Annotated in this window: 20 protein-coding genes; 4 read left to right on the plus strand and 16 right to left on the minus strand. The window is 35.9% G+C overall.

Annotation, left to right across the window (positions count from 1 at the left end; all coding sequences use genetic code 11):
• Positions 1-67: 67 nt before the first annotated feature.
• The 9 genes from RB619_RS03950 to RB619_RS03990 all read right to left on the minus strand — a co-directional run bounded on the left by RB619_RS03950 (position 68) and on the right by RB619_RS03990 (position 8,508).
• Complete coding sequence (locus tag RB619_RS03950) at positions 68-880, minus strand: SDR family NAD(P)-dependent oxidoreductase (protein ID WP_308094450.1); 813 nt, start codon at positions 878-880, stop codon at positions 68-70.
• 96 nt (positions 881-976) lie between these two features.
• Positions 977-1,564, minus strand: a complete 588-nt coding sequence (locus tag RB619_RS03955; protein WP_308094452.1) for a TetR/AcrR family transcriptional regulator — start codon at positions 1,562-1,564, stop codon at positions 977-979.
• A 69-nt stretch (positions 1,565-1,633) separates the two neighbouring features.
• On the minus strand, positions 1,634-3,184 hold the full coding sequence (locus tag RB619_RS03960; RefSeq protein WP_308094455.1) for a DHA2 family efflux MFS transporter permease subunit: 1,551 nt from the start codon (positions 3,182-3,184) through the stop codon (positions 1,634-1,636).
• A gap of 122 nt (positions 3,185-3,306) precedes the next feature.
• Positions 3,307-3,747 carry a PaaI family thioesterase gene (locus RB619_RS03965; protein WP_308094457.1) on the minus strand — a complete coding sequence of 147 codons (441 nt, stop codon included), beginning with the start codon at positions 3,745-3,747 and terminating at the stop codon, positions 3,307-3,309.
• Positions 3,748-3,923: 176 nt separating this feature from the next.
• Positions 3,924-4,514, minus strand: a complete 591-nt coding sequence (locus tag RB619_RS03970) for a TetR/AcrR family transcriptional regulator (RefSeq protein ID WP_308094460.1) — start codon at positions 4,512-4,514, stop codon at positions 3,924-3,926.
• Between the two features lie 167 nt (positions 4,515-4,681).
• The gene (locus RB619_RS03975) at positions 4,682-5,317 is read right to left on the minus strand and encodes a carbohydrate-binding protein (RefSeq protein ID WP_308094462.1); all 636 of its coding nucleotides are present in this window, start codon (positions 5,315-5,317) and stop codon (positions 4,682-4,684) included.
• A gap of 213 nt (positions 5,318-5,530) precedes the next feature.
• On the minus strand, positions 5,531-6,994 hold the full coding sequence (locus tag RB619_RS03980; protein ID WP_308094464.1) for a glycoside hydrolase family 30 protein: 1,464 nt from the start codon (positions 6,992-6,994) through the stop codon (positions 5,531-5,533).
• 24 nt (positions 6,995-7,018) lie between these two features.
• The gene (gene mgrA / locus RB619_RS03985; RefSeq protein WP_308094466.1) at positions 7,019-8,014 is read right to left on the minus strand and encodes an L-glyceraldehyde 3-phosphate reductase; all 996 of its coding nucleotides are present in this window, start codon (positions 8,012-8,014) and stop codon (positions 7,019-7,021) included.
• Positions 8,015-8,082: 68 nt separating this feature from the next.
• Complete coding sequence (locus tag RB619_RS03990) at positions 8,083-8,508, minus strand: heme-binding protein (protein ID WP_308094469.1); 426 nt, start codon at positions 8,506-8,508, stop codon at positions 8,083-8,085.
• A gap of 181 nt (positions 8,509-8,689) precedes the next feature.
• Between RB619_RS03990 and RB619_RS03995 the strand changes: the two genes are divergently transcribed.
• Positions 8,690-9,283, plus strand: a complete 594-nt coding sequence (locus RB619_RS03995; protein ID WP_308094471.1) for a Crp/Fnr family transcriptional regulator — start codon at positions 8,690-8,692, stop codon at positions 9,281-9,283.
• A 4-nt stretch (positions 9,284-9,287) separates the two neighbouring features.
• Here RB619_RS03995 and RB619_RS04000 read toward each other — a convergent pair whose 3' ends face one another.
• Positions 9,288-9,638 (minus strand): helix-turn-helix domain-containing protein, encoded by a 351-nt coding sequence (locus RB619_RS04000; protein ID WP_308094473.1) that lies wholly within the window; start codon positions 9,636-9,638, stop codon positions 9,288-9,290.
• 270 nt (positions 9,639-9,908) lie between these two features.
• Between RB619_RS04000 and RB619_RS04005 the strand changes: the two genes are divergently transcribed.
• The 3 genes from RB619_RS04005 to RB619_RS04015 all read left to right on the plus strand — a co-directional run bounded on the left by RB619_RS04005 (position 9,909) and on the right by RB619_RS04015 (position 12,125).
• Entirely contained in the window at positions 9,909-10,400 is a 492-nt protein-coding gene (locus RB619_RS04005) for a GNAT family N-acetyltransferase (RefSeq protein ID WP_308094476.1), read from the plus strand.
• A 2-nt stretch (positions 10,401-10,402) separates the two neighbouring features.
• Complete coding sequence (locus RB619_RS04010) at positions 10,403-10,888, plus strand: MarR family transcriptional regulator (protein WP_308094479.1); 486 nt, start codon at positions 10,403-10,405, stop codon at positions 10,886-10,888.
• A gap of 265 nt (positions 10,889-11,153) precedes the next feature.
• Positions 11,154-12,125, plus strand: coding sequence for a LysR substrate-binding domain-containing protein (locus RB619_RS04015; protein WP_308094482.1), 972 nt, complete (start codon positions 11,154-11,156; stop codon positions 12,123-12,125).
• Between the two features lie 184 nt (positions 12,126-12,309).
• Here RB619_RS04015 and RB619_RS04020 read toward each other — a convergent pair whose 3' ends face one another.
• The 6 genes from RB619_RS04020 to RB619_RS04045 all read right to left on the minus strand — a co-directional run bounded on the left by RB619_RS04020 (position 12,310) and on the right by RB619_RS04045 (position 19,144).
• Positions 12,310-13,077, minus strand: coding sequence for an alpha/beta hydrolase (locus RB619_RS04020; protein ID WP_308094484.1), 768 nt, complete (start codon positions 13,075-13,077; stop codon positions 12,310-12,312).
• A gap of 208 nt (positions 13,078-13,285) precedes the next feature.
• The gene (locus RB619_RS04025) at positions 13,286-13,702 is read right to left on the minus strand and encodes an OsmC family protein (RefSeq protein WP_308094487.1); all 417 of its coding nucleotides are present in this window, start codon (positions 13,700-13,702) and stop codon (positions 13,286-13,288) included.
• A 323-nt stretch (positions 13,703-14,025) separates the two neighbouring features.
• The gene (locus tag RB619_RS04030; protein WP_308094489.1) at positions 14,026-15,027 is read right to left on the minus strand and encodes a DUF2931 family protein; all 1,002 of its coding nucleotides are present in this window, start codon (positions 15,025-15,027) and stop codon (positions 14,026-14,028) included.
• Entirely contained in the window at positions 15,020-16,648 is a 1,629-nt protein-coding gene (locus RB619_RS04035; RefSeq protein WP_308094491.1) for a phospholipase effector Tle1 domain-containing protein, read from the minus strand. Before RB619_RS04035 ends, RB619_RS04030 begins: the two co-directional genes overlap by 8 nt.
• 2 nt (positions 16,649-16,650) lie before the next feature.
• The gene (locus RB619_RS04040) at positions 16,651-18,459 is read right to left on the minus strand and encodes a phage baseplate assembly protein V (RefSeq protein ID WP_308094494.1); all 1,809 of its coding nucleotides are present in this window, start codon (positions 18,457-18,459) and stop codon (positions 16,651-16,653) included.
• A 280-nt stretch (positions 18,460-18,739) separates the two neighbouring features.
• Positions 18,740-19,144 (minus strand): response regulator, encoded by a 405-nt coding sequence (locus RB619_RS04045; RefSeq protein WP_308094496.1) that lies wholly within the window; start codon positions 19,142-19,144, stop codon positions 18,740-18,742.
• Position 19,145: the final 1 nt, after the last annotated feature.

Raw genomic sequence — 19,145 nt, forward strand, 5'->3', positions numbered from 1 at the left:
TTAGATAAAAAAAGCGAGATAATTCAAAAGAATCGCCTCGCTTTTTCAATTAAAATCAGAAATCAAATTAACCGTGAGCTGCGACAGAAACGTCTGCCCATTCTTCCCAGGTTTTTAGTTTTTGTTCGTAAGTTTGTTTTGCGAATGGCAAGGCTACTTTTCCTAAAAATAGGCGTAGAGGAGGATTTTCGGCTTCGACTAATTTAATAATAGCCGGAACTGTAGCACTTGTTTTTCCGAAAGTATCAGGATCATGTCCTTCTGCAATTGCTTTTTTGATTCCGTCATAAGCATCGATGCTTTCGCTGATAATTCCGTTACCCCAAATATCAGTAACATAACCGTTTGGTTCTACCAAAGTAACATTAATTCCGAATTGTTTTACTTCTGAAGCCAAAGTTTCAGTAAGACCTTCAACGGCAAATTTAGAAGCGTTATATAAACCAATTATTGGCAAAGTAGCAATTCCTAAAATAGAAGAAACCTGAATAATATGCCCACTTTGTTGTTTTCTCATAATTGGCAATACCGCTTGTGTTAACCAAAGTGTACCAAAGAAATTGGTTTCGAATTGCGCTCTTGCTTCGCTTTCTGTAGCTTCTTCCACAGCTCCGTTTAAAGCGTAACCTGCATTGTTGATCAGGATATCAATGGTCCCGAAATGTTGTTGTACTTTTTCTACCACTGCAAACGACTCTGAGCGGTTGTTTACATCCAGTTTAAGAGGCAAAATGGCGTCTCCGTATTGTGCCTTTAAGTCGGCTAGGGTATCAATATTTCTGGCTGTTGCAGCTACCTTGTATCCTTTTGATAAAAATGCTTCTGTCCAGGCTCTTCCGAATCCTTTTGACGCTCCTGAAATTAAAATTGTTTTTGACATGATCTTTAATTGTTAATGGTGAATTGTAAATTGTTAATTACTCTTTGACTTTAAATTTTATTTATAACCAATCGGTCATTTTTCGAAGAAAAAAAATTAGAGGCTGTTTTCCTCTATTATATTTTTAAGGGTTTTAGCGATAATTTTCATTTTATCGTTGTTTCCTGACATTCTTGAAATTAGATGACCGCCTTCCATCATGGCGAACATGATGAGTGCAAATTCTTCAGCATTCCAGTTGGGTTTAAACTCTCCGTTGGCTATTCCTTTGTTGATGCTGCTCGCTAATAATTGTTGATTGGCATTACAGCCTTTATTGATTTTCTCTTTTACAATAGGGTTAGTGTCATCGGCTTCAGTTCCGAAATTCAATAATGGACAACCTCCAGTTAAGGGCGGATTCACAGCATTACTAAAAAAATCAATATAAGCAAACAATTCCTCTTTTGCGGTTTTGCCTTTACTGACTTCTGACACCAATTTGTCGCCTAATATTTTCATATTATGATCAACAGCAGCGCAGGCCAGAACTTCTTTGTTCTCAAAATGAACGTACATACTTCCTTTAGACAATTTGGTAGCCTCCATAATATCGCTCATAGAAGTTGCTGCAATCCCTTTTGTATTAAAAATCGGTGCTGCTTTTTCGATGATAAATTGTCTGGTCTCTTCTCCTTTTGCCATGATAGCTTTTATTTAACGATACAAATATATGACCGATTGGTCATAAAAACAAATTTTTAACACTTTTTTTTAATGATCAGAAAGAATAATATTGGTTTTGGGCTTCTTAGATTTGCTCATTACCAGCAATAACAGGGGAAGCGTGAGTACAAAAAACAAACCTACAAAAAGAAATGCATCGCGATAACTCAATAAAGAAGATTGTCTCGTAACTATATTTTCCATTAATTTCAGTGCTTTTGATTTGGCTTCATTATAAGCAAACCCTCGATGCTGAAAATAAGTAATGTAACCATTCAGACGATTCATTGCTTTTACATTGTCTAAAGTTACGTTTGAAACCAAAACATTTCGGTGTTCGGCAAAACGGTGCGCGATATACGTATTAATGATCGATACGCCAAAAGAACCTCCCAATTGACGCATCATATTATTAAGCGCCGCACCTTGGCCGACATCTTTATCATCAAGCGAAGAAACCGCCAGCATTGTAAGCGGAACCGTTAATAAAGCCATTCCCAGTGCGCGAAAAATTAATGAAGAGGATACTTCGAAAGCGCTTGTTTCTAAAGTGATTTCAGACATTCTCCAATTGAAATAAATAAATAGCAGAAATCCTGCAGCAATTATTATCACGGGTGAAACGCCTTTTTGAAGTAATGTTCCGCAGAGTTTTAAAGCAACAAGCGCAAACAATGCACCTGGAAGAAGCAGTAAACCAGTTTGATAAGGCGAAAAACTTAAAAGACGTTGTGCTACAACCGGACTGATGTAAATGGAAACAAACATTCCGAAACCCGTTACAAAAGTCAGGATGGCGGCAATGCTCAAAGATTTGCTTTTAAGAACCTTGAGATTTACAACAGGTTTATCAACCGTCAATTCCCAATAAATAAAAGTTAATAAAGCGATTGCAGCAATAACAGTTAGGATAACAATATAACGTGTTTCGAACCAATCTTCGACTTCGCCTCGTTCTAAAACTGTTTGTAATGCGCCAACTCCAATAGCTAAAAGCGCAATTCCAATCCAATCGACTTTTGCGATTTCAGGTTTTACAGGCGGTTCCGTCAAAAGAAAAAAGCAAGATATTGCAACTAGAATTCCAATTGGAATATTAATCAGGAAAATCCAAGGCCAATCATAATTTTCGGTTATATAACCGCCAAGTGTCGGCCCGATTGTCGGTCCAATAAAAATTCCGGCTCCAAATAAAGCACCTGCGGTTGATTGTTTGTCTTTTGGGAAAAGTTCAAATACAACAACCTGCGATATTGATAATAAAGCTCCACCGCCAATTCCTTGAAAAAATCTGAAAAATACTAACATCCAGATATTTGATGAATGCCCGCACATGAAAGAACAGAACGTAAATAAAATAACGGAACCAATATAATAATTGCGTCGACCTAGATTAGCACTTAAAAAACTCGTAATCGGAATGATAATTACATTGGCAATCGCATAAGCCGTAATTACCCAAGAAGTATCTTCCAGCGTTGCACCCAAATTACCGCTCATATGCGAAAGCGCGACATTGACAATAGAAATGTCAATAAGTTCCATAATCGCAGCAAGGATTACGGTTAGAATCAAAAGTTTGCGTTGTAATGGATTCATAGTATTTTATTATACCAATCGGTATATTTTTAATTGTAAATTATTAATTGTGAATTATAAATTTTATTGTCAGGTTGAGCGGAGTTGAAGCCCTTTTCAACCTGAAACCTAAAACTTAGAATTTACAACTCTTGCTTAACGATATTTGTTTTGAAAAGATTAGAATAAGCCGTCGCGATCAATCGGGTTTGAGGTTCGTTCCAAATTTCGCATTGCGCATTCACAAATTGTCTTCCTTTTTTGATGATCGAAGTTCTGGCAATTATAGTATCGCCAACACGAGCCGGAGCAAAATAATCGACATTTAAATTTATGGTCGTATAAAAATTTTCTTCATTTAAAGAGAACATCGTTGCACCAATACAATCATCAGCAATGGCTGCAATAACGCCTCCATGAAGTGATTTCACCGGATTTGACATTTCTTCTCTAACTAAATACTGAAAAGTAACACTGCCATCTTCAGCAGCTAAAACTATTGGACGCATCCAAAGCATAAAAGGCGATGGTGAAGCAGTAAATTCTCTGTCAATGTGATCTTGAAGTACTTGTAGTCGGGTCATGAGATTTTAGATTTTAGATTTTAGATTTTTTTTTCAGGTTTCATGTTGGCGAGTGACTTCGATTTCGCTCAGCCTGACAGGAAAATTTATAATTAACAATTTATAATTTATAATTAAAAATAATACTGATTGGTATATTTTTATTGGTAAAAAAAGCAACACTATTTGTTATTGCTTTATTCTAAGTCTTCTATAATTTTAGTTACTGAGAGCATTACATTCGATAAATCTTTTAAATTTCCGGTTAGTTTGCTGATCATTACCGAACCTTCAATTAAAGCAATTATTGTTAATGCGGTTCTTTCAGTGTCGATTGATTTTGCTTTGAATTCTCCGGCCAAAATTCCTTGATCAATGAAATAGATTATTTTTTCTTTCCAATAATTTAGGGTTCTTTCAGCTGATTTTTTCAGTATTGGATGTGTATCGTCAGATTCGGTTGCGGTATTTAAAATTGGGCAACCTCCTTTTGTCACTTTCAAACTCGCGTATTCAGAATAAAGCTTCGGATAAACCAATAGTTTGCCTTTAAAAGTAGTCTGTTTATCAATTTCTCTCGAAAAAGCATCCTGAAGTTTCTTCACATTAAATTTAAAAGCGGCTATAGCAACTTCGTCTTTATTTTCGAAATTACCGTAAATACTTCCTTTTGTAAGTCCGGTAGCCTCAGTAATATCGCTCATCGACGTACCGCTATAACCTTTCATATTAAAGATTGGTGCGGTTTGTTCGATAATAAACTGTTTTGTTCTTTCTGCTTTACTCATGATAAAAATCATTTTGATACTGCAAATATATACCAATCGGTATTATTTTTAATCTTTTTTTTAAATTTATTTTAGAAGAAAGCTCAAAAATGAGAAAGGAAAGATAGTTTTTTAGAAAAATAAAAGCTCCCATTGGTTAGTACTGGGAGCTTTTGGGGCATTATAAATTATTGGGCAGTAAAAGTCAGATAATCAAAATTCATATTGCCATTTGTGACAATATGCAATCGTAATATTTGTTTTCCTTTTTGAAGTTTAATTGTTCCAATATTGTCAGAACTGTTCCAATGGTGCCATTGTCGCCAATCTACGGGATCTTTGTCGTCATGCGTTGAAGCAATTTTCATGTTTCCGGTGGCGTCTTTTCCGTTTACATCGATACTAATTTCGCCATCGCCATTGGCAGTGTAAAGCAAACCAATTTTATAGGTTCCAGTTTTTTTAACTTCAACAGTATAATTTATCCATTCTCCTGGCATTGTCCAGCCAACATAAAGATTACCAATGCTTCGAGGAACTTTATTGTAAGGATTATTATCAATATCACCATCTTTAGAATACGAAATATCGACACCTTCATTTATTCTAAATTCATTCAGCGGATTTCCGTTTACCGGATTCAATTTCCCGCTTCCGTTATTGATTGCATCAGTATCGTGATAAGTAATACCTTCGCCACCTTGATCGTAAAGCTCGCATTCAACTTTACCCGGAATTTGTTGTGGTTTTAGGGCTTTTGATGTTTGTGCGATACAAGCAAAACAATTCAGTAAAATGATATTCAATAGTATAAATGTCTTCATAGAATTATATTTATTAACTCGTTGGGTGCAATTAATTCAAACACATAGAAACATAGATTTAGAATACTTAAAAAAGGCGTTTCACTTGTTTAAAAAAAACATAGTTTGCTATGTGTTAGAAACTAGTTTCTTTTTAAGCTCTTCGCTAAAAATAGAATCTATGTTTCTATGTGTTTAATAGAAAAATATGAATTACACCCAACGGGTTGTTTATTATTGAACTTCTAAAGTTGCAATTGAATGTGCTGCACTCGTTACTTTCGCCGCTTTTCCTTTTATCCAAAGAAAATAATCAACATCCGTTTCGCCTGAATTCATTACCACAACTTCCAATTTATTGTTTTCATTTACAAAAGCCGTAGACAAAAGTTTATTACTGCTTGATGAACAAGCAATACGTTTTGCTCCCGGACGAATAAATTTAGAAAAATGTCCTAAATAATAATAGCCATTAGTATAAATTAAATTTCCAGTTTTCAAATCAGCGTGAATAGGGGACATGCAGAAATTCTGAACATGATTTGGTCCGCCTTTTTCGTCCAATAAAACATTCCAGTCGGTCCAAGCTACAGTTCCAATATTGAAATCGTTGATCATCGACATTCCGTATTTTTCGCCAAAACTCCACTCCGTCAATAATTTTTGATCGAAATCGGCGGCACAGCCTTCAGTTAAAATTAATGGTTTATCTGGAAAAGCTTCTGCAACGCGACGTTCCGCTTCGAAATTCATTCCGTTTTTCATCCAGTCTTCGTACCAGTGATAACCAACGCCCCAGACATATTTAGCAGCCTCCTTATCTTCCAAAACTGTACTTACGCGCTGATACATTAAATCACGATTGTGATCCCACATAATCAGTTTCTTTTTGGAGAGCCCAGCTTTTTGCATCGTTGGCCCAAGAAAGTTTTTGATAAAATCACGTTCTTCTTCAGCAGTAAAAATGCAAGATTCCCAACGCTGCACCGCCATTGGTTCGTTTTGAACCGTATAACCCCAAATCGGAATGCCTTCTTTTTCGTATTCTTTTATAAATTTCACAAAAAAGTTAGCCCAGCTTTGGTGGTATTCAGGTTTTAAAGTACCGCCTTGCAACACATTATTATTCGTCTTCATCCACGCTGGCGGACTCCAAGGTGAAGCGTATAACGTTATTTTGCCTCCAGCTTTTGCAATAACTTCTTTAATAAAAGGAATTCTATATTTTCTGTCGTGACTGATATCAAAGGTTTTTAGGTCCTTATCGCCTTCCTGAATATAACTGTAAATATCACTTGAGAAATCACAACTTTGCATATTCGTGCGCGCCAAAGTATAACCAATTCCTTTCTCCGTATCATAATAAGCCGTCAGGATTTCCTGCTGTTTGTCTTTTGGAAGCTGATAAAAAACTTCTGCAGAAGCATCTGTCAAAGCGCCTCCAATTCCTAAAAGCGTTTGATAGGTTTTGGCAGGATCAACAAAAACTGCAATTTCTTTTTCTGTTGTCTGAGGTTTAGATGTAAAAGAAAGTGTTTCGGTTTTGGTTAGTTTTTTGTCTGTATTTTTAGCGGTAACATAAATAGTAACGCTTTTATATTCCGTCGTTTTACTGGCTTTTTGCTGGGCCAGTAAACTGATAGATATAAATCCGGAAAACATGATGGTCAGGCATGTTTTATGAAAAATAGTATTCATAATTAAGGTTTTATGGTTAGATAGTTATAGTAAAATCTGATCAATTGTCTGCAGTTCATCTTCTGAAAAAGAAGTATTTTGAAGACAGCCCAATGAATCAATTACTTGTTCTGATTTGCTTGCGCCAATGATTACGGATGAAATTCGTTTGTCTTTTAATACCCAAGCCAATGCCATTTGCGCCAAACTCTGACCACGTTCTTCCGCCATTTTGTTTAGTCGTTTCACTTTAGCAATATTTTCGGGCGTAATCGCATCTTTTTCCATTGCGCCATTACCGCGATTTGCATTAGCTCTTGAATTTTCTGGAATTCCGTTTAAATATTTATTGGTCAAAAGTCCTTGAGCAAGCGGAGAAAAAGCGATGCCGCCAATTCCATTAACTTCTAAAACATCCAATAATCCATCTTCAACAGAACGTTCAAACATAGAATATTTAGGCTGATGAATGACACAAGGCGTTCCTAAATTTTTTAAAATTGAATACGCTTTTTCAGTTTCAGCCGGACTATAACTCGAAACACCAACGTATAAAGCTTTTCCTTGACGCACCATTAAATCAAGCGTTGCCATCGTTTCTTCCATTGGCGTATTTGGATCTGGTCTGTGATGGTAAAAGATATCTACATAATCAAGTCCCATGCGTTTTAAGCTTTGATCCAAACTCGCAACCAAATGTTTTTTAGAACCAAAATCACCGTAAGGACCGTCCCACATTGGCCATCCGGCTTTGGTAGAAATCAAAAGTTCATCTCGGAATTCTTTAAAATCTTGTTTGAATATTTCGCCAAAAGTACTTTCAGCAGAACCCGCAGGGGGACCGTAATTATTAGCAAGATCAAAATGGGTAATGCCGTTATTAAAAGCAGTATGCAGAATTTCACGTGCATTTTCGATATTATCAATGGCGCCAAAGTTGTGCCATAAACCCAAAGAAAGTGCTGGCAATAATAAACCGCTGTTACCGCAACGGCGGTACTGCATTTTTTGATAACGGCTTGAATCTGGGATATAAGTCATTTTTTAATTGTGAATTATGAATTGTTAATTGTAAATTATTTTTAAGCTTATTGCCTAAAGCCTATAGCTTAAAGCCTTTGAAAAGCTTTCTCGGCAATTTCTAAATCGGTTGTGCCTCTGAATCCGCTGAAACCAACAGAGAGTTTTGTGCCATCTTTTAAAGTTATGGGTTGTCCGCCTTGCCAGCCAATTAAATCTGGTGCTTCGATTCCGTTTGCATTTTCGCCTACAATTCCGTTGAAAACCATTTTTTCATATTCTCCAGTTTTTACTCCGGTCAGCCAGACTTGACTCGCTTTTGTCCAGGCAATTTTGTACGATTGTCTTTGGCGCGGTTTATCGTTTCCATACATTTTACCGAATATACTTCCATTTTCATCAATGATGCAAACAGCAACATTTCCGTTTGAAATCTGTCGATCTTCTTCTATTTGAAGATATTTTGGTATCAGTTTATCAATTTCGGCGAAAGCCAAAACAATTTGATTGTCCATTTAATTGTAAATTGTTAATGATTAATTTTTTTCGTGTAAAGCCTAAAGCGGAAACAAAGATGGATTATTAAATTATGTCATTTCTTAAACTAGATCAAGAAATAATTATAAATAAAACCTCTTATATTTACTTTCTGTTTGTTAATGAAGTTATTGCCCAAATTGCTAAAAGGAGATAAAAATGTTTCAGAAAATTCACGATTACCTTTCCAGATCAGCGCGTCTTTCTAAAGAAGAAGTGAAAATCTTTGAAAAAAATCTTGAACTCCGATTGGTTCCAAAGAAAACGATTCTGCTTAAGGCTGGAGAAATCTGTAATTTTGAAGCATACATCAATAAAGGATGCATCAGAGAATATTTTATTGACCGAAACGGACAAGAATTAACACTCCAATTTGCCATTGAAGACTGGTGGGTGAGTGATATTACGAGTTTTGAAGATCAGGTGCCAAGCGATATGTATATTGAAACGCTTGAAGATTGTGAACTTTTGGTTTTGACACGTCAGTCCAAAGAAAATTTGATTAATGAAGTGCCACATTTAGAACGAATGTTTCGACTGATGATTCAGAGGCATTTATCCAAACTGCAAAAACGATTGTTTAAAACCGTTTCTTCGACAGCAATGGAACAATATGTTGAGTTTATTACACGATATCCTTCTATTTCACAGCGCGTTTCGCAGCAATATATTGCGTCTTATCTCGGAATAACACCAGAATTTCTAAGCAGATTGCGTGCAAAACATCTAAAAAGCGGAAAAGCCCAAGAATAAAGAATTATTTCTCTGTTGCGGTTTCTCTATTTTTGATATGATTTCGATGCGAAATTCCCCATTTGATCATTTCAGAAATTATGGGTCCAAATGACTGACAATACGATGTAGATTCATAAAGAATCGGTACTAAAGCATCACGGTCTTCGGTTCTTTTGACCAAATTATTCAGTTCCATATCTTTTAATTCCTTCGATAACATTCGGGAAGTAATCCCTGGAATACTTTCTTTGATGTCTTTAAAACGATTGTTTCCATTGCAAATCGAATTGATTATAGGAAGTTTCCATTTTCCTCCCAAAACATACAAAGTATCCTGAAGCGCCTGAAATTCTTCTTTTTGATTTCTTGCCATAATTTTTAAACCATATAAGTTATATAAGATCATTTTAAGTGTTTGATTGCTTAAAATTTTTATGCGTTTTTTGTTTCCCGCAGATTTGGCAGATAATACAGATTTCTCAGGCTGAAAAAATTATCAGCGTAATCTGCAAAATCTGCGGGAGACAAAACAAAATGTTGCGTCTTACTGCCTTCGTGGCATAAACAAAAGTATAAATAAATCATAAATAATTGTATTTATGTATTTAACTACGTAGTTTTGTATTGTAAAATTTTAAATATCATGAAACCTTTAATTATTCCAGTAGAAAACAAGTACGAAAATGTCATTGCCGACTTAATATTAAACATTCAAATAAATGAATTCAATGTGCCGATTACGAGAGAAGATCAGCCTGATTTATTTAATATTCAGAATTTTTATTATGCTGGTGGCGGCGGTTTTTGGGGAGCATTTATCAATGATGAATTAGTTGGCACAATAGCTTTGGTTAAGTTTGATGAGCATTCGGCGGCAATTCGAAAGATGTTTGTAAAAAAGGAATTCCGCGGAAAAGAGTTTTCGATTGCTCAGAAATTGTTAGAGACTTTAATAGAATATTGCAAAGAAAACGGAATCGATGATTTATATTTGGGAACCGTTGCAATATTGCAAGCGGCATTGCGATTTTATGAAAAGAATGATTTTGTGCGAATTGAAAAAGAAGCGCTTCCAGAAAAATTTCCATTAATGAAACCCGATAATGTTTTCTGTCATTTAAACTTAAAGAAATAGAAATGAATATAATAGATGAATCAGGAATTTTAGCTATTTCGACACGATTGCAGCGTTTAAGCGAGCAGTTGCGCAAAGACGGCGCGTTAGTTTATAAATCATACGGAATTGATTTTGAACCCAAATGGTTTCCGGTTATTTATACGCTTCATTATAAAGAAACGCTGAGTGTGGTTGAAATTGCCAATGAAATTGGATATACGCATCCGTCGACTATAAGTTTGTTGAAAGAACTGGAAAAACAAAAACTAATTCGCTCTAAAAAAGACAAAATCGACGAACGAAAAAGACTCATTCAGCTCACAGCAAAAGGGCAGGAGCTGATTGAACAAATGAAACCCGTTTGGGAAGTCATGAAAAATGCTTTAACCGAAATCATAACCAACCAAAACAATTTGCTAAAAGCGATTGAAGAAGCCGAAAATAAAATCTTGCATCAGAGTTTTTTGCAACGGGCTTTGCAGTTGAAGAGTGAAGGGGAAGAATAAATGACAAAAGCGATCTTTTTAGGATCGCTTTTTTTATATAATTGGTTAGAAAATGATAATCAGGAAATGTGACAAAATTCGATATGCTCCAAAAACTACTCCATTCAAATTCACCACGCTCCTAAATACCGTTTTTAATATGTACGATAAAGTGTATGTTTTGGTTTTGAAACTTCGCTATTTTCGCAAAACTTTAACATCTTCAAAATTTTAGCTTATAAGACAAATTGATATTTATGTATCTTTATAAAATAAAATTATAATCATGACCATTCAGCAGTTAAAATATATCGTTGCTTTAGACGAAGAACGTCATTTTGCAAGAGCCGCAGAAGTTTGTATGGTAACACAACCCGGACTTACAATTCAGTTAAAAAATCTGGAAGAAGAAATAGGAATCAAGATTTTTGATCGTAATAAAGTACCACTTACGCCAACTATATTAGGAATTGAGATTATCAATAAAGCCAAAAAGATTTTGCGTGAAGTAGATGAAGTTAGGAATTTTGTGATCAATGAAAAAAATCTTCTCGAAGGAGAATTGAAACTCGGTATTATTTCGACTTTATCGCCTTATCTAATTCCGTTATTTATTCAGGCAATGAAAGAAGTGGCTCCAAAAGTGCATTTCATCATTAAAGAAGCGTATACCGGAGTGTTAATGAAAGATTTAGAAACCGGTGCAATTGACGTTGCGATTATGGCGACACCAACCGGAAATCCAAATTTAATTGAACATGTTATTTTTAAAGAACCTTTTGTTGCCTATTTAAATCAGGCGCATCCAATGGCGAATGATGAATTTTACGAAATGCAACCAGGCGATAAAACTGAATTACTACTGCTTCACCACGAATATTGTTATAACGCACAGCTTCTAGACATTTGCGGTTTAAAAACGTCAGATAAAATAAAAGAGCAGTTTACGTATGACATCAATTCGATTGAAACTTTAAAAAATCTCGTGCGCGCGCATTTGGGATTTGCTATAATTCCACAGTTATCTATTTTAAACGAAGCGCAATCGACACTTTTCAAACCTTTTAAAGAACCAATTCCAGTAAGAGAAATTAGCCTAGTAGTTTCCGATTCGTTTTCAAAAAAATTGCTCCTCGAAAAAATGAACGAAGCCATCTGGAACTGTCTGCCAGATTCGCTCAAAAAAGATTTCGCCTACAGAAAAATTCGTTGGAACGATTCGCCTTATTTTGTGAAAGCGGTTAGTAAGTTTATGTAATGTCTATTTTTTAAACACATAGCTATGTGTGCGTAATCTTGTCATTTCGACCGAAGGGAGAAATCACACAAGAAACTCCATAAAGAGTGTCGCCAATCTTTGTAGAATTCCTAGTGTGATTTCTCCCTTCGGTCGAAATGACAAGATTATATTGAATTGATAATTAACAATTAATAATTAACAATTATTTTTTCGACGCTGTAATGATAACTTTTGCAACAGCTTCTGGCTGAGAAATAAAAACCACATGACTTCCTTTTATTTCAGTGATTTTTGTGTTAGAACGTTTGTACATGGCACGTTCGATATCAGGATTAATACTTTTATCTTCAGTTGCTACGATTCCGTAAGAAGGTTTAGTTTTCCAAGCCGCTTTTGTGATTGGTGTACCAAAACCATTTGCATAAAAAGCACCTTGAGAAGCAAACATAAAATCAGCATCTTCTTTGCTTAAATCGCCCGCAAAACCAGCGTGGAATTTCGCTTTGTCATAATAAGCAATTCCTTTGTCATCTGGAGGCAATACACCGTTTTCAGGAGCTGGAGGCGCAGTTTGCAACCATTGAATAGAATTTTCTCCGCTGTCAGGCTGTAAAGCAGCTACATAAACCAAAGCCACAACTTTTGGGTGATTTCCGGCTTCAGTAATTACTGTTCCGCCCCAAGAATGTCCCACTAAAATGGTTGGCCCGTCTTGTTTGTCTAAAGCTAAATTTGTTGCTCTCACGTCATCTGCCAAAGAGCTCAACGGATTTTGAACGATGGTTACATTATAACCTTTTTTAGTCAAAATTTGAAACAAACCTTTCCATCCAGATCCGTCTGCGAAAGCGCCGTGTACTAATACTACATTTTTAATTTGAGGTGCAGTTTGTGCGTTTACTGTTGAAGTAAATACCAAACTAAAGATTATTGCTGCGAATGCTAAAAAGCTTTTAAATATTGTTTTCATTTTATTTTAGATTTTAAATTGTTGATTTTAGATTGTTTACCCATAATCTTGTCATTTCGACGGAGGAGAAATCTCTGCAAGTAGCTCTACAAAGATTGATGACTTATCAGACGGAGTTTCTCGTGGAGATTGCTTCGCCAGTTCGCTATCGCTCGTGTCCTCGTTCCTCAGAATGACAAGATTGTGTTGAAATTTTATTATTTAGAAATTAGTTTAAGGTTACAGCCAAAGTAATTTCAGTATTCAATAACTTAGAAATAGGACAAATTTCTTTTGCTTTTTGTGCTGCTTTCTGAAAATCTTCTGCTGAAATTCCAGGAACTTTTCCTGTAAGTTCTAACTGAATTAAAGTAATAGTTCCGTCTTCAAAAGTTACTTTTGCCACTGTGTCTAAATCTTCTGGAACAAATCCTGCTTCAGATAATAAAAAGCTCAATTGCATTGTAAAACAGCCCGAATGTGCCGCTGCGATTAATTCTTCAGGATTAGTTCCTACACCTTGCTCAAAACGAGTTTTAAATGATAATTGTGCATTATCTAAAGTTGTGCTTTGTGTACTAATGGTTCCTTTTCCTTCCATTCCTGTACCTTTCCAGTTTGCGTTTGCTCTTCTTGTAAATTTCATGATTTCTATATTTTAAGTTATTTTTTAAGATGATCAAATCATTTCTTTGATTTTGATGAGACAAAGGTATAGCGAAGGTGTTTATTAATCAAATTAATAATTTTTTGTAGTTATTAATTTTATTTATAATTATTGAATTTAGAGAGATTTGAGTTGGTTTGTAGTGAAAATAAAAAAGCGCAAACTCGGAGGAGATGCGCAATTTTATGAATGATTTTAAAAGATTGATTTTTTTTATATAGTTATATAGAGTTGTTTATTTTATCCATTGTGTATTTGTCTTTTGGCTTTAGCTTATCACCTTTAAACTGTCACTTATAAAACTAATAAGATCCCTCATACATGACTGATCCCTTGTAAATTCGCACGCTGTCAACTTCTACAGGTTCATGATTCAAGTACAATTCTAATTTTTGATTGTCTTTGCTGATTTTGACTTCAAATTCCTGTTTGTCCTCTGTTTTAAAATTTTTGAATTTTTCGAAAATCACTTTTTCATTCAAAAAAATATTGCCCCGAAAACGTTCATCAGCACTCGTTTCCCAATCGAGTTCTAGAATTTGCGGTAAAGCACGATTGTCATAGTTTGTAGCAGGACGGGGTGGCATGAAAATAATGTCTTTTTCGCCATTATAATTGGTAAAACAGTAACGAAACAAACGCAAAGCCGGATTTTCGTTCTCCATTTTTACCCTAAAAGTATAGCGTTGACGGTACATATCCCATTTGACACAGGAAGCATCGGGTAAAAAATCCCTTTCTGCCACTTCTTTTCGGTTCATAGACCAGTTTTTAAAAAGCTGTTTTTCGAGTTCTTTGTCATTAGCAATGACTTGAGCCTGATAACGACCAAGTTCAATCCTGAAAAACATATATTCTTTCCAGACCACAACCATCCCTTGAGGCGCAAAGCCAAAGATCAGGCCTGTAAATTTCTCATTTCTATAATCATTATACCTATAAGTAGTGTCCATGGCTTTTTTCATTTCTTCAATCGGAAATTGGACTTTCAGATGATAAAATTTATCTTCATAGCCCGCATAATAAATGACATCGGCTCCTATTGGTGTGCCATGCTGTGATGTCCAGCTTTTTCCTGAATCTCCCCAACGTCCGGACGAACCGCTAAAAGGCAGGCTGGCGGGTTCTCCCTCGAGAATCAGAATGTCGCCTCGTGCAAATTCTACTCTGTAAATATTTTCATTATCGTTATGTTGTTGTGATGGTTGACAAGTATAACTTTGCCATTCATATTTATTTCTCATTTGACAGCTTGCGTTTAATGTGATTATTAATAATAACAGAAATTTGTTTAATTTATCCATTGTGTATTTGTCTTTTACGTTTTTCAATTGGCAAAACTTCATCAAATCGAGGTCCAAGACCAAATTTGTCTGCTTTTACAGACCAGTGCAGATACCTGTTTCGCAGTTTTTTTAAATCATCGGGTTTTATATAATCTAGATAGCTTATTTGCTGTGATTCTTTTAGGTATTGAGTTGCTTGCTTCTCATCTTTAATGGCTTGGTTCCTGTGAAGCATAACAGCTTGACTATATTGAGTAAGCTGTCTAAAAACATCGGCAATAAAAGGATCTGAAATATTGGTTTTCTGCTTTGTAATAGTATCATCATAAATAACCTCAAAAAATTGTTTCGAAATCAGAATCATTTTGTTCAATGCAATTTTATCGTAGGTATTTTCCAGAACACGTGTACCTACCAGATATGCAGTTTTATTATCATCATTGTATTCAATTGTAAGTTCATGACTTTTGTACCAGCCTTCATTTATTAAAATTTCCTTAAATGCATCTAGGTTTTTAGTAGTCGGTTTAAAATTATAATACTCGTCGCGGGTTCCTAAAAAATATTTTTCCTTCATCACAACCGAACGTTCTTTATCACCCTGACGATAAGAACCACCAATATCTGAATGCACTCCAGGAAGTATTAATTCCAGCCCCTTTAATCCTGCGCTGTGCACATTGGTCAGGTCGAAATTCTCTCGGTATTCATCGGCAGATGAAAGCTGAAAAATCATTTTGGCTTTTTTTATGGCATCGAGTCCCAAATCTTTTACATCGTTTTCATGACTGAGACCGTGTGAGGAAACCGTATCGTACAAACCCACAAAATTGTAAACAATTTTACCTACCTCAAAAACGCCGTTATTGATAAGACATCTCTCAAAATAACCTGCCTTGATTTCTAGACTGTCTGGATAGGGCGGTTTGGTTTTATCTTCATTCTTGGGGTATTTTTTAGGCAGCATGTCTCCAGGAAAAGTAAAATAACCGTCTTTAGATACTTTTACTGTGTACGATACATTGGTAATGTCTAAAAAATGTCGTGCTGTTGCGGCACCACGACTAAAACAAAAAACATTAATAGTCAGCTGGTCAATGGTTTTTCCATCAGCTGCTTTAGAAACTTCTAATGCTCCCAATTCACAACCTTTATAGACCTTGTCTTTTATGCCGGTGTGCCAGAAACCTGCAGTCTGCGCTGTGCCTATGGGATATTTATCATCACTCTTTAAATCGGTCGTGCCTACCCCTTCAATATATACCGACTTTTGCATAGTTTCTTTTACAGATGCTGCATCATAAGCTCTTGCAATATTGGTATAATCGTTCTCGTAACTATCATCTTTTTTGTTTGAGTTGTCTTGATAGGCATTTATGTTTTTTTCTCGAGCTTCGGTATTGTTTCTGTTGTTTGTTGTACCATCAAAAAAAATATTGAGTGTCAGTTCAAGACGATTACTCATTTTATCTTCAGGATGAGAAGGTTCGTAATCATGATATTTTATACCTTCTTGTTCTCCATGCCAATTATTATGTGTCGCAGCAACAAGATTGACATTGCCATTTGTTGCGTGAATATCGATATTTCCTGTGGCGGTCTTTGTTAATTTTCCACCAATTATTCTTGTAATACTCATCTTTAGTAATTTCTAGAATTTTCACCGCTGTGGCTGTTTATATCTTTAGCTCCTCTTAAGTTGATGCTTTTTTCGGTACTATTTAAAAGAACTTCTTGAGCCATTTCTTTAATATCTTTACTTTCAGTTTCTTTATTTCCTTTTATCAATTCGAACATATTGCCTGCTACTTTCAGTATAAAATTAATCCCAATGGTAAGATACTTTGATCCAGTAATTGCTTCCGTATAATCTCCGCCGACCGTATTTGTTTTATTGAGACCAACATTTGTATTCATATTTTGACCTGCATTCATATTTATATTTTCTCCAGCATTTATTGTGAAATTCTTCGGTGCACTGGCCTCAATATTTCCCTGTCCGTCCTGAAAAACTTTACTTCCGGCTTTGTCTTCCGTCAGAATAGAACCATCGGCATCGTTGATAATAATTTTGCATCCGCTTCGGGTTCTTATAGCTTTAATATCATTTTTTGGAGTGTAATAACCTGACAGTTCTTTACCATTATAATGCGCTCCCATAACATAAGGACACTGCGAATTTCCACCTTCAAACCCAACTAATACCTCTTCACCAATTTCAGGTATAATATAAGAACCTTTTCCCGCTCCAGTATGTTGTTGAATCATTCTGATCCACTGGCTTGTCTTACTCCCATTTCCCCAATAGAATTCAACTCTTACGCGCCCAAGTCCTTCAGGATCATTGTTGTCTTTTATTTTTGCGGGCTGGGTTTCTGCTTTTGCAAAAGCTTTTGTATTGGTATAATGAGGAGCCGAAACATCGTCTGGAATTGCTTTGAATTCGCAGGTATAATTGCCATGCACTTCTGAATGATGTGTGGCTTCTATACAGATAAGATGATGCTCAGTAGTGTCGTTGATAATGGTAAAAACCTGCCCAAGTCCTATTGGAAAGTACGATATTCCGCTGTAGTAAACGCTGTTGGCATCGATTCCTGCGGTATGTAGCGTGACCATTTCGTCTATTTCGTCTTTGTTCTGCGCATTGTTGGTGTACGCACCGATGCTCAGATCCGGCTGGGCAACGGTTCCCTGATTGAATCCTATATTCGATGCAAAGCTGTCTTTGCTTCCTGCAGAAGTTCGCAGTGAGGAATTCTTGATGCTGGAAGCTTTATTATAGTCATAGCCTGTCAACGATATTTTATGCGCGCTCATATTGGCCTGAATCTTAAAACTGTGCAACGAAGCTCCGTTGATGAGTTTTATCTTGGAAGTTTTGATCTGCCCGAACTGCATGCGCATTCCGTCAAAATAAAACCACTGGCCGTAACGATGCGCCAATCTTTTCAGAAAATCAAAACTGGTTTCGTTGTACTGAGCCATATATTTAAACTCCTTCAGATAGGTCGATCTTATCGCATCTCTCTGATAAAACTCAGTCGGTCCTTCTGACAAGATATCCAGCACAATATCATCCATTCCTCTTTCCAGATAAGTTCTAGATTTCGGATTGTCGTCCAATACAATACTATGGCTGGTTCCGCTTACATGAAGTCCGACGGCACTCCCATTCTGGTCTATCGAAGTCAGCCCGGTTATAATGCCTTTGCTCATCAGTTTAATTCCTGTCAAGCTTTTGAAAGTAAAAATGACTTCATTGCCGATGTAATCTTTCATTGCTTTTGCCTGATCTGCCGGTTTTATCACTGCTTTGCCGGTATATTGCCATACAAACGAAAAATAATGATGATCTGCCATTTTCTGGGACAGCTTCAAATCATAATAAATAATGTTTTGGGTAAAACCTCCAATAGTAATGTGAACTTGTTCTGAGAAATGTGCCATACTTTTTATGCTAGTTTTAGTTAGTTAAATAGAAAATCAAAAAATCTATTTAGTAAACATAAACCTGCAAATTAGAAAGCACAGCAGAACAAAGCTTTATTTATAACAGAATAAGACTTTTCTTAAATTTAATTCAACACAAGATCTTATGAAAACGAATGCCCTAGCCCTGATGGAAGCGGCATCCTTTTGTGCCGGGGTTCGGCATAAAAGATACAGCGGACAGCAGGAAATAGCTCCTTAGAAATAAAATTCGAAAAAATGAAATGGAAATAAAACTCTAACCTTCAATAATACTCAAAATAGTCTTTGGAATTTCGGCGAAAGCCTCAAAAGAATAGGGTTTAATAAGATAGGCTTTTACGCCCAGAACGTCGCATTTTTCTTTGTACGACGGATTTATGCTGGTGGAATAGACAAAGCAAGGAATGTCTTTTAAACTAGAATTGTTTAGAATTTGCTGTAACGCTTCGATGCCGTCAACAATAGGCATGTTGATATCAGTCAGAATTACGTCTGGGTTTTCGTTTATGGGATTTTTTAGGTAATTGAGCAATTCTTCGCCATTGGTTACAAGGCTTACTTTCCCGAAATTGGGGTTTTGGTTGAAGGTTTCACAGATGACGTCAGCGTCATCAAAGTCATCTTCGGCGATTATGATATGTAGATTGTTTTTTTGTGGCATT

Origin of the sequence: Flavobacterium sp. LHD-80, from assembly GCF_030929605.1 — a bacterium.
Lineage (GTDB): Bacteria > Bacteroidota > Bacteroidia > Flavobacteriales > Flavobacteriaceae > Flavobacterium.

What these genes read in the sequence shown, in the direction of transcription:
- RB619_RS03950 (WP_308094450.1), bottom strand. Translation starts at nt 880, where the DNA reads ATGTCAAAAACAATTTTAATTTCAGGAGCGTCAAAAGGATTCGGAAGA.
- RB619_RS03955 (WP_308094452.1), bottom strand. Translation starts at nt 1,564, where the DNA reads ATGGCAAAAGGAGAAGAGACCAGACAATTTATCATCGAAAAAGCAGCA.
- RB619_RS03960 (WP_308094455.1), bottom strand. Translation starts at nt 3,184, where the DNA reads ATGAATCCATTACAACGCAAACTTTTGATTCTAACCGTAATCCTTGCT.
- RB619_RS03965 (WP_308094457.1), bottom strand. Translation starts at nt 3,747, where the DNA reads ATGACCCGACTACAAGTACTTCAAGATCACATTGACAGAGAATTTACT.
- RB619_RS03970 (WP_308094460.1), bottom strand. Translation starts at nt 4,514, where the DNA reads ATGAGTAAAGCAGAAAGAACAAAACAGTTTATTATCGAACAAACCGCA.
- RB619_RS03975 (WP_308094462.1), bottom strand. Translation starts at nt 5,317, where the DNA reads ATGAAGACATTTATACTATTGAATATCATTTTACTGAATTGTTTTGCT.
- RB619_RS03980 (WP_308094464.1), bottom strand. Translation starts at nt 6,994, where the DNA reads ATGAATACTATTTTTCATAAAACATGCCTGACCATCATGTTTTCCGGA.
- mgrA (WP_308094466.1), bottom strand. Translation starts at nt 8,014, where the DNA reads ATGACTTATATCCCAGATTCAAGCCGTTATCAAAAAATGCAGTACCGC.
- RB619_RS03990 (WP_308094469.1), bottom strand. Translation starts at nt 8,508, where the DNA reads ATGGACAATCAAATTGTTTTGGCTTTCGCCGAAATTGATAAACTGATA.
- RB619_RS03995 (WP_308094471.1), top strand. Translation starts at nt 8,690, where the DNA reads ATGTTTCAGAAAATTCACGATTACCTTTCCAGATCAGCGCGTCTTTCT.
- RB619_RS04000 (WP_308094473.1), bottom strand. Translation starts at nt 9,638, where the DNA reads ATGGCAAGAAATCAAAAAGAAGAATTTCAGGCGCTTCAGGATACTTTG.
- RB619_RS04005 (WP_308094476.1), top strand. Translation starts at nt 9,909, where the DNA reads ATGAAACCTTTAATTATTCCAGTAGAAAACAAGTACGAAAATGTCATT.
- RB619_RS04010 (WP_308094479.1), top strand. Translation starts at nt 10,403, where the DNA reads ATGAATATAATAGATGAATCAGGAATTTTAGCTATTTCGACACGATTG.
- RB619_RS04015 (WP_308094482.1), top strand. Translation starts at nt 11,154, where the DNA reads ATGACCATTCAGCAGTTAAAATATATCGTTGCTTTAGACGAAGAACGT.
- RB619_RS04020 (WP_308094484.1), bottom strand. Translation starts at nt 13,077, where the DNA reads ATGAAAACAATATTTAAAAGCTTTTTAGCATTCGCAGCAATAATCTTT.
- RB619_RS04025 (WP_308094487.1), bottom strand. Translation starts at nt 13,702, where the DNA reads ATGAAATTTACAAGAAGAGCAAACGCAAACTGGAAAGGTACAGGAATG.
- RB619_RS04030 (WP_308094489.1), bottom strand. Translation starts at nt 15,027, where the DNA reads ATGGATAAATTAAACAAATTTCTGTTATTATTAATAATCACATTAAAC.
- RB619_RS04035 (WP_308094491.1), bottom strand. Translation starts at nt 16,648, where the DNA reads ATGAGTATTACAAGAATAATTGGTGGAAAATTAACAAAGACCGCCACA.
- RB619_RS04040 (WP_308094494.1), bottom strand. Translation starts at nt 18,459, where the DNA reads ATGGCACATTTCTCAGAACAAGTTCACATTACTATTGGAGGTTTTACC.
- RB619_RS04045 (WP_308094496.1), bottom strand. Translation starts at nt 19,144, where the DNA reads ATGCCACAAAAAAACAATCTACATATCATAATCGCCGAAGATGACTTT.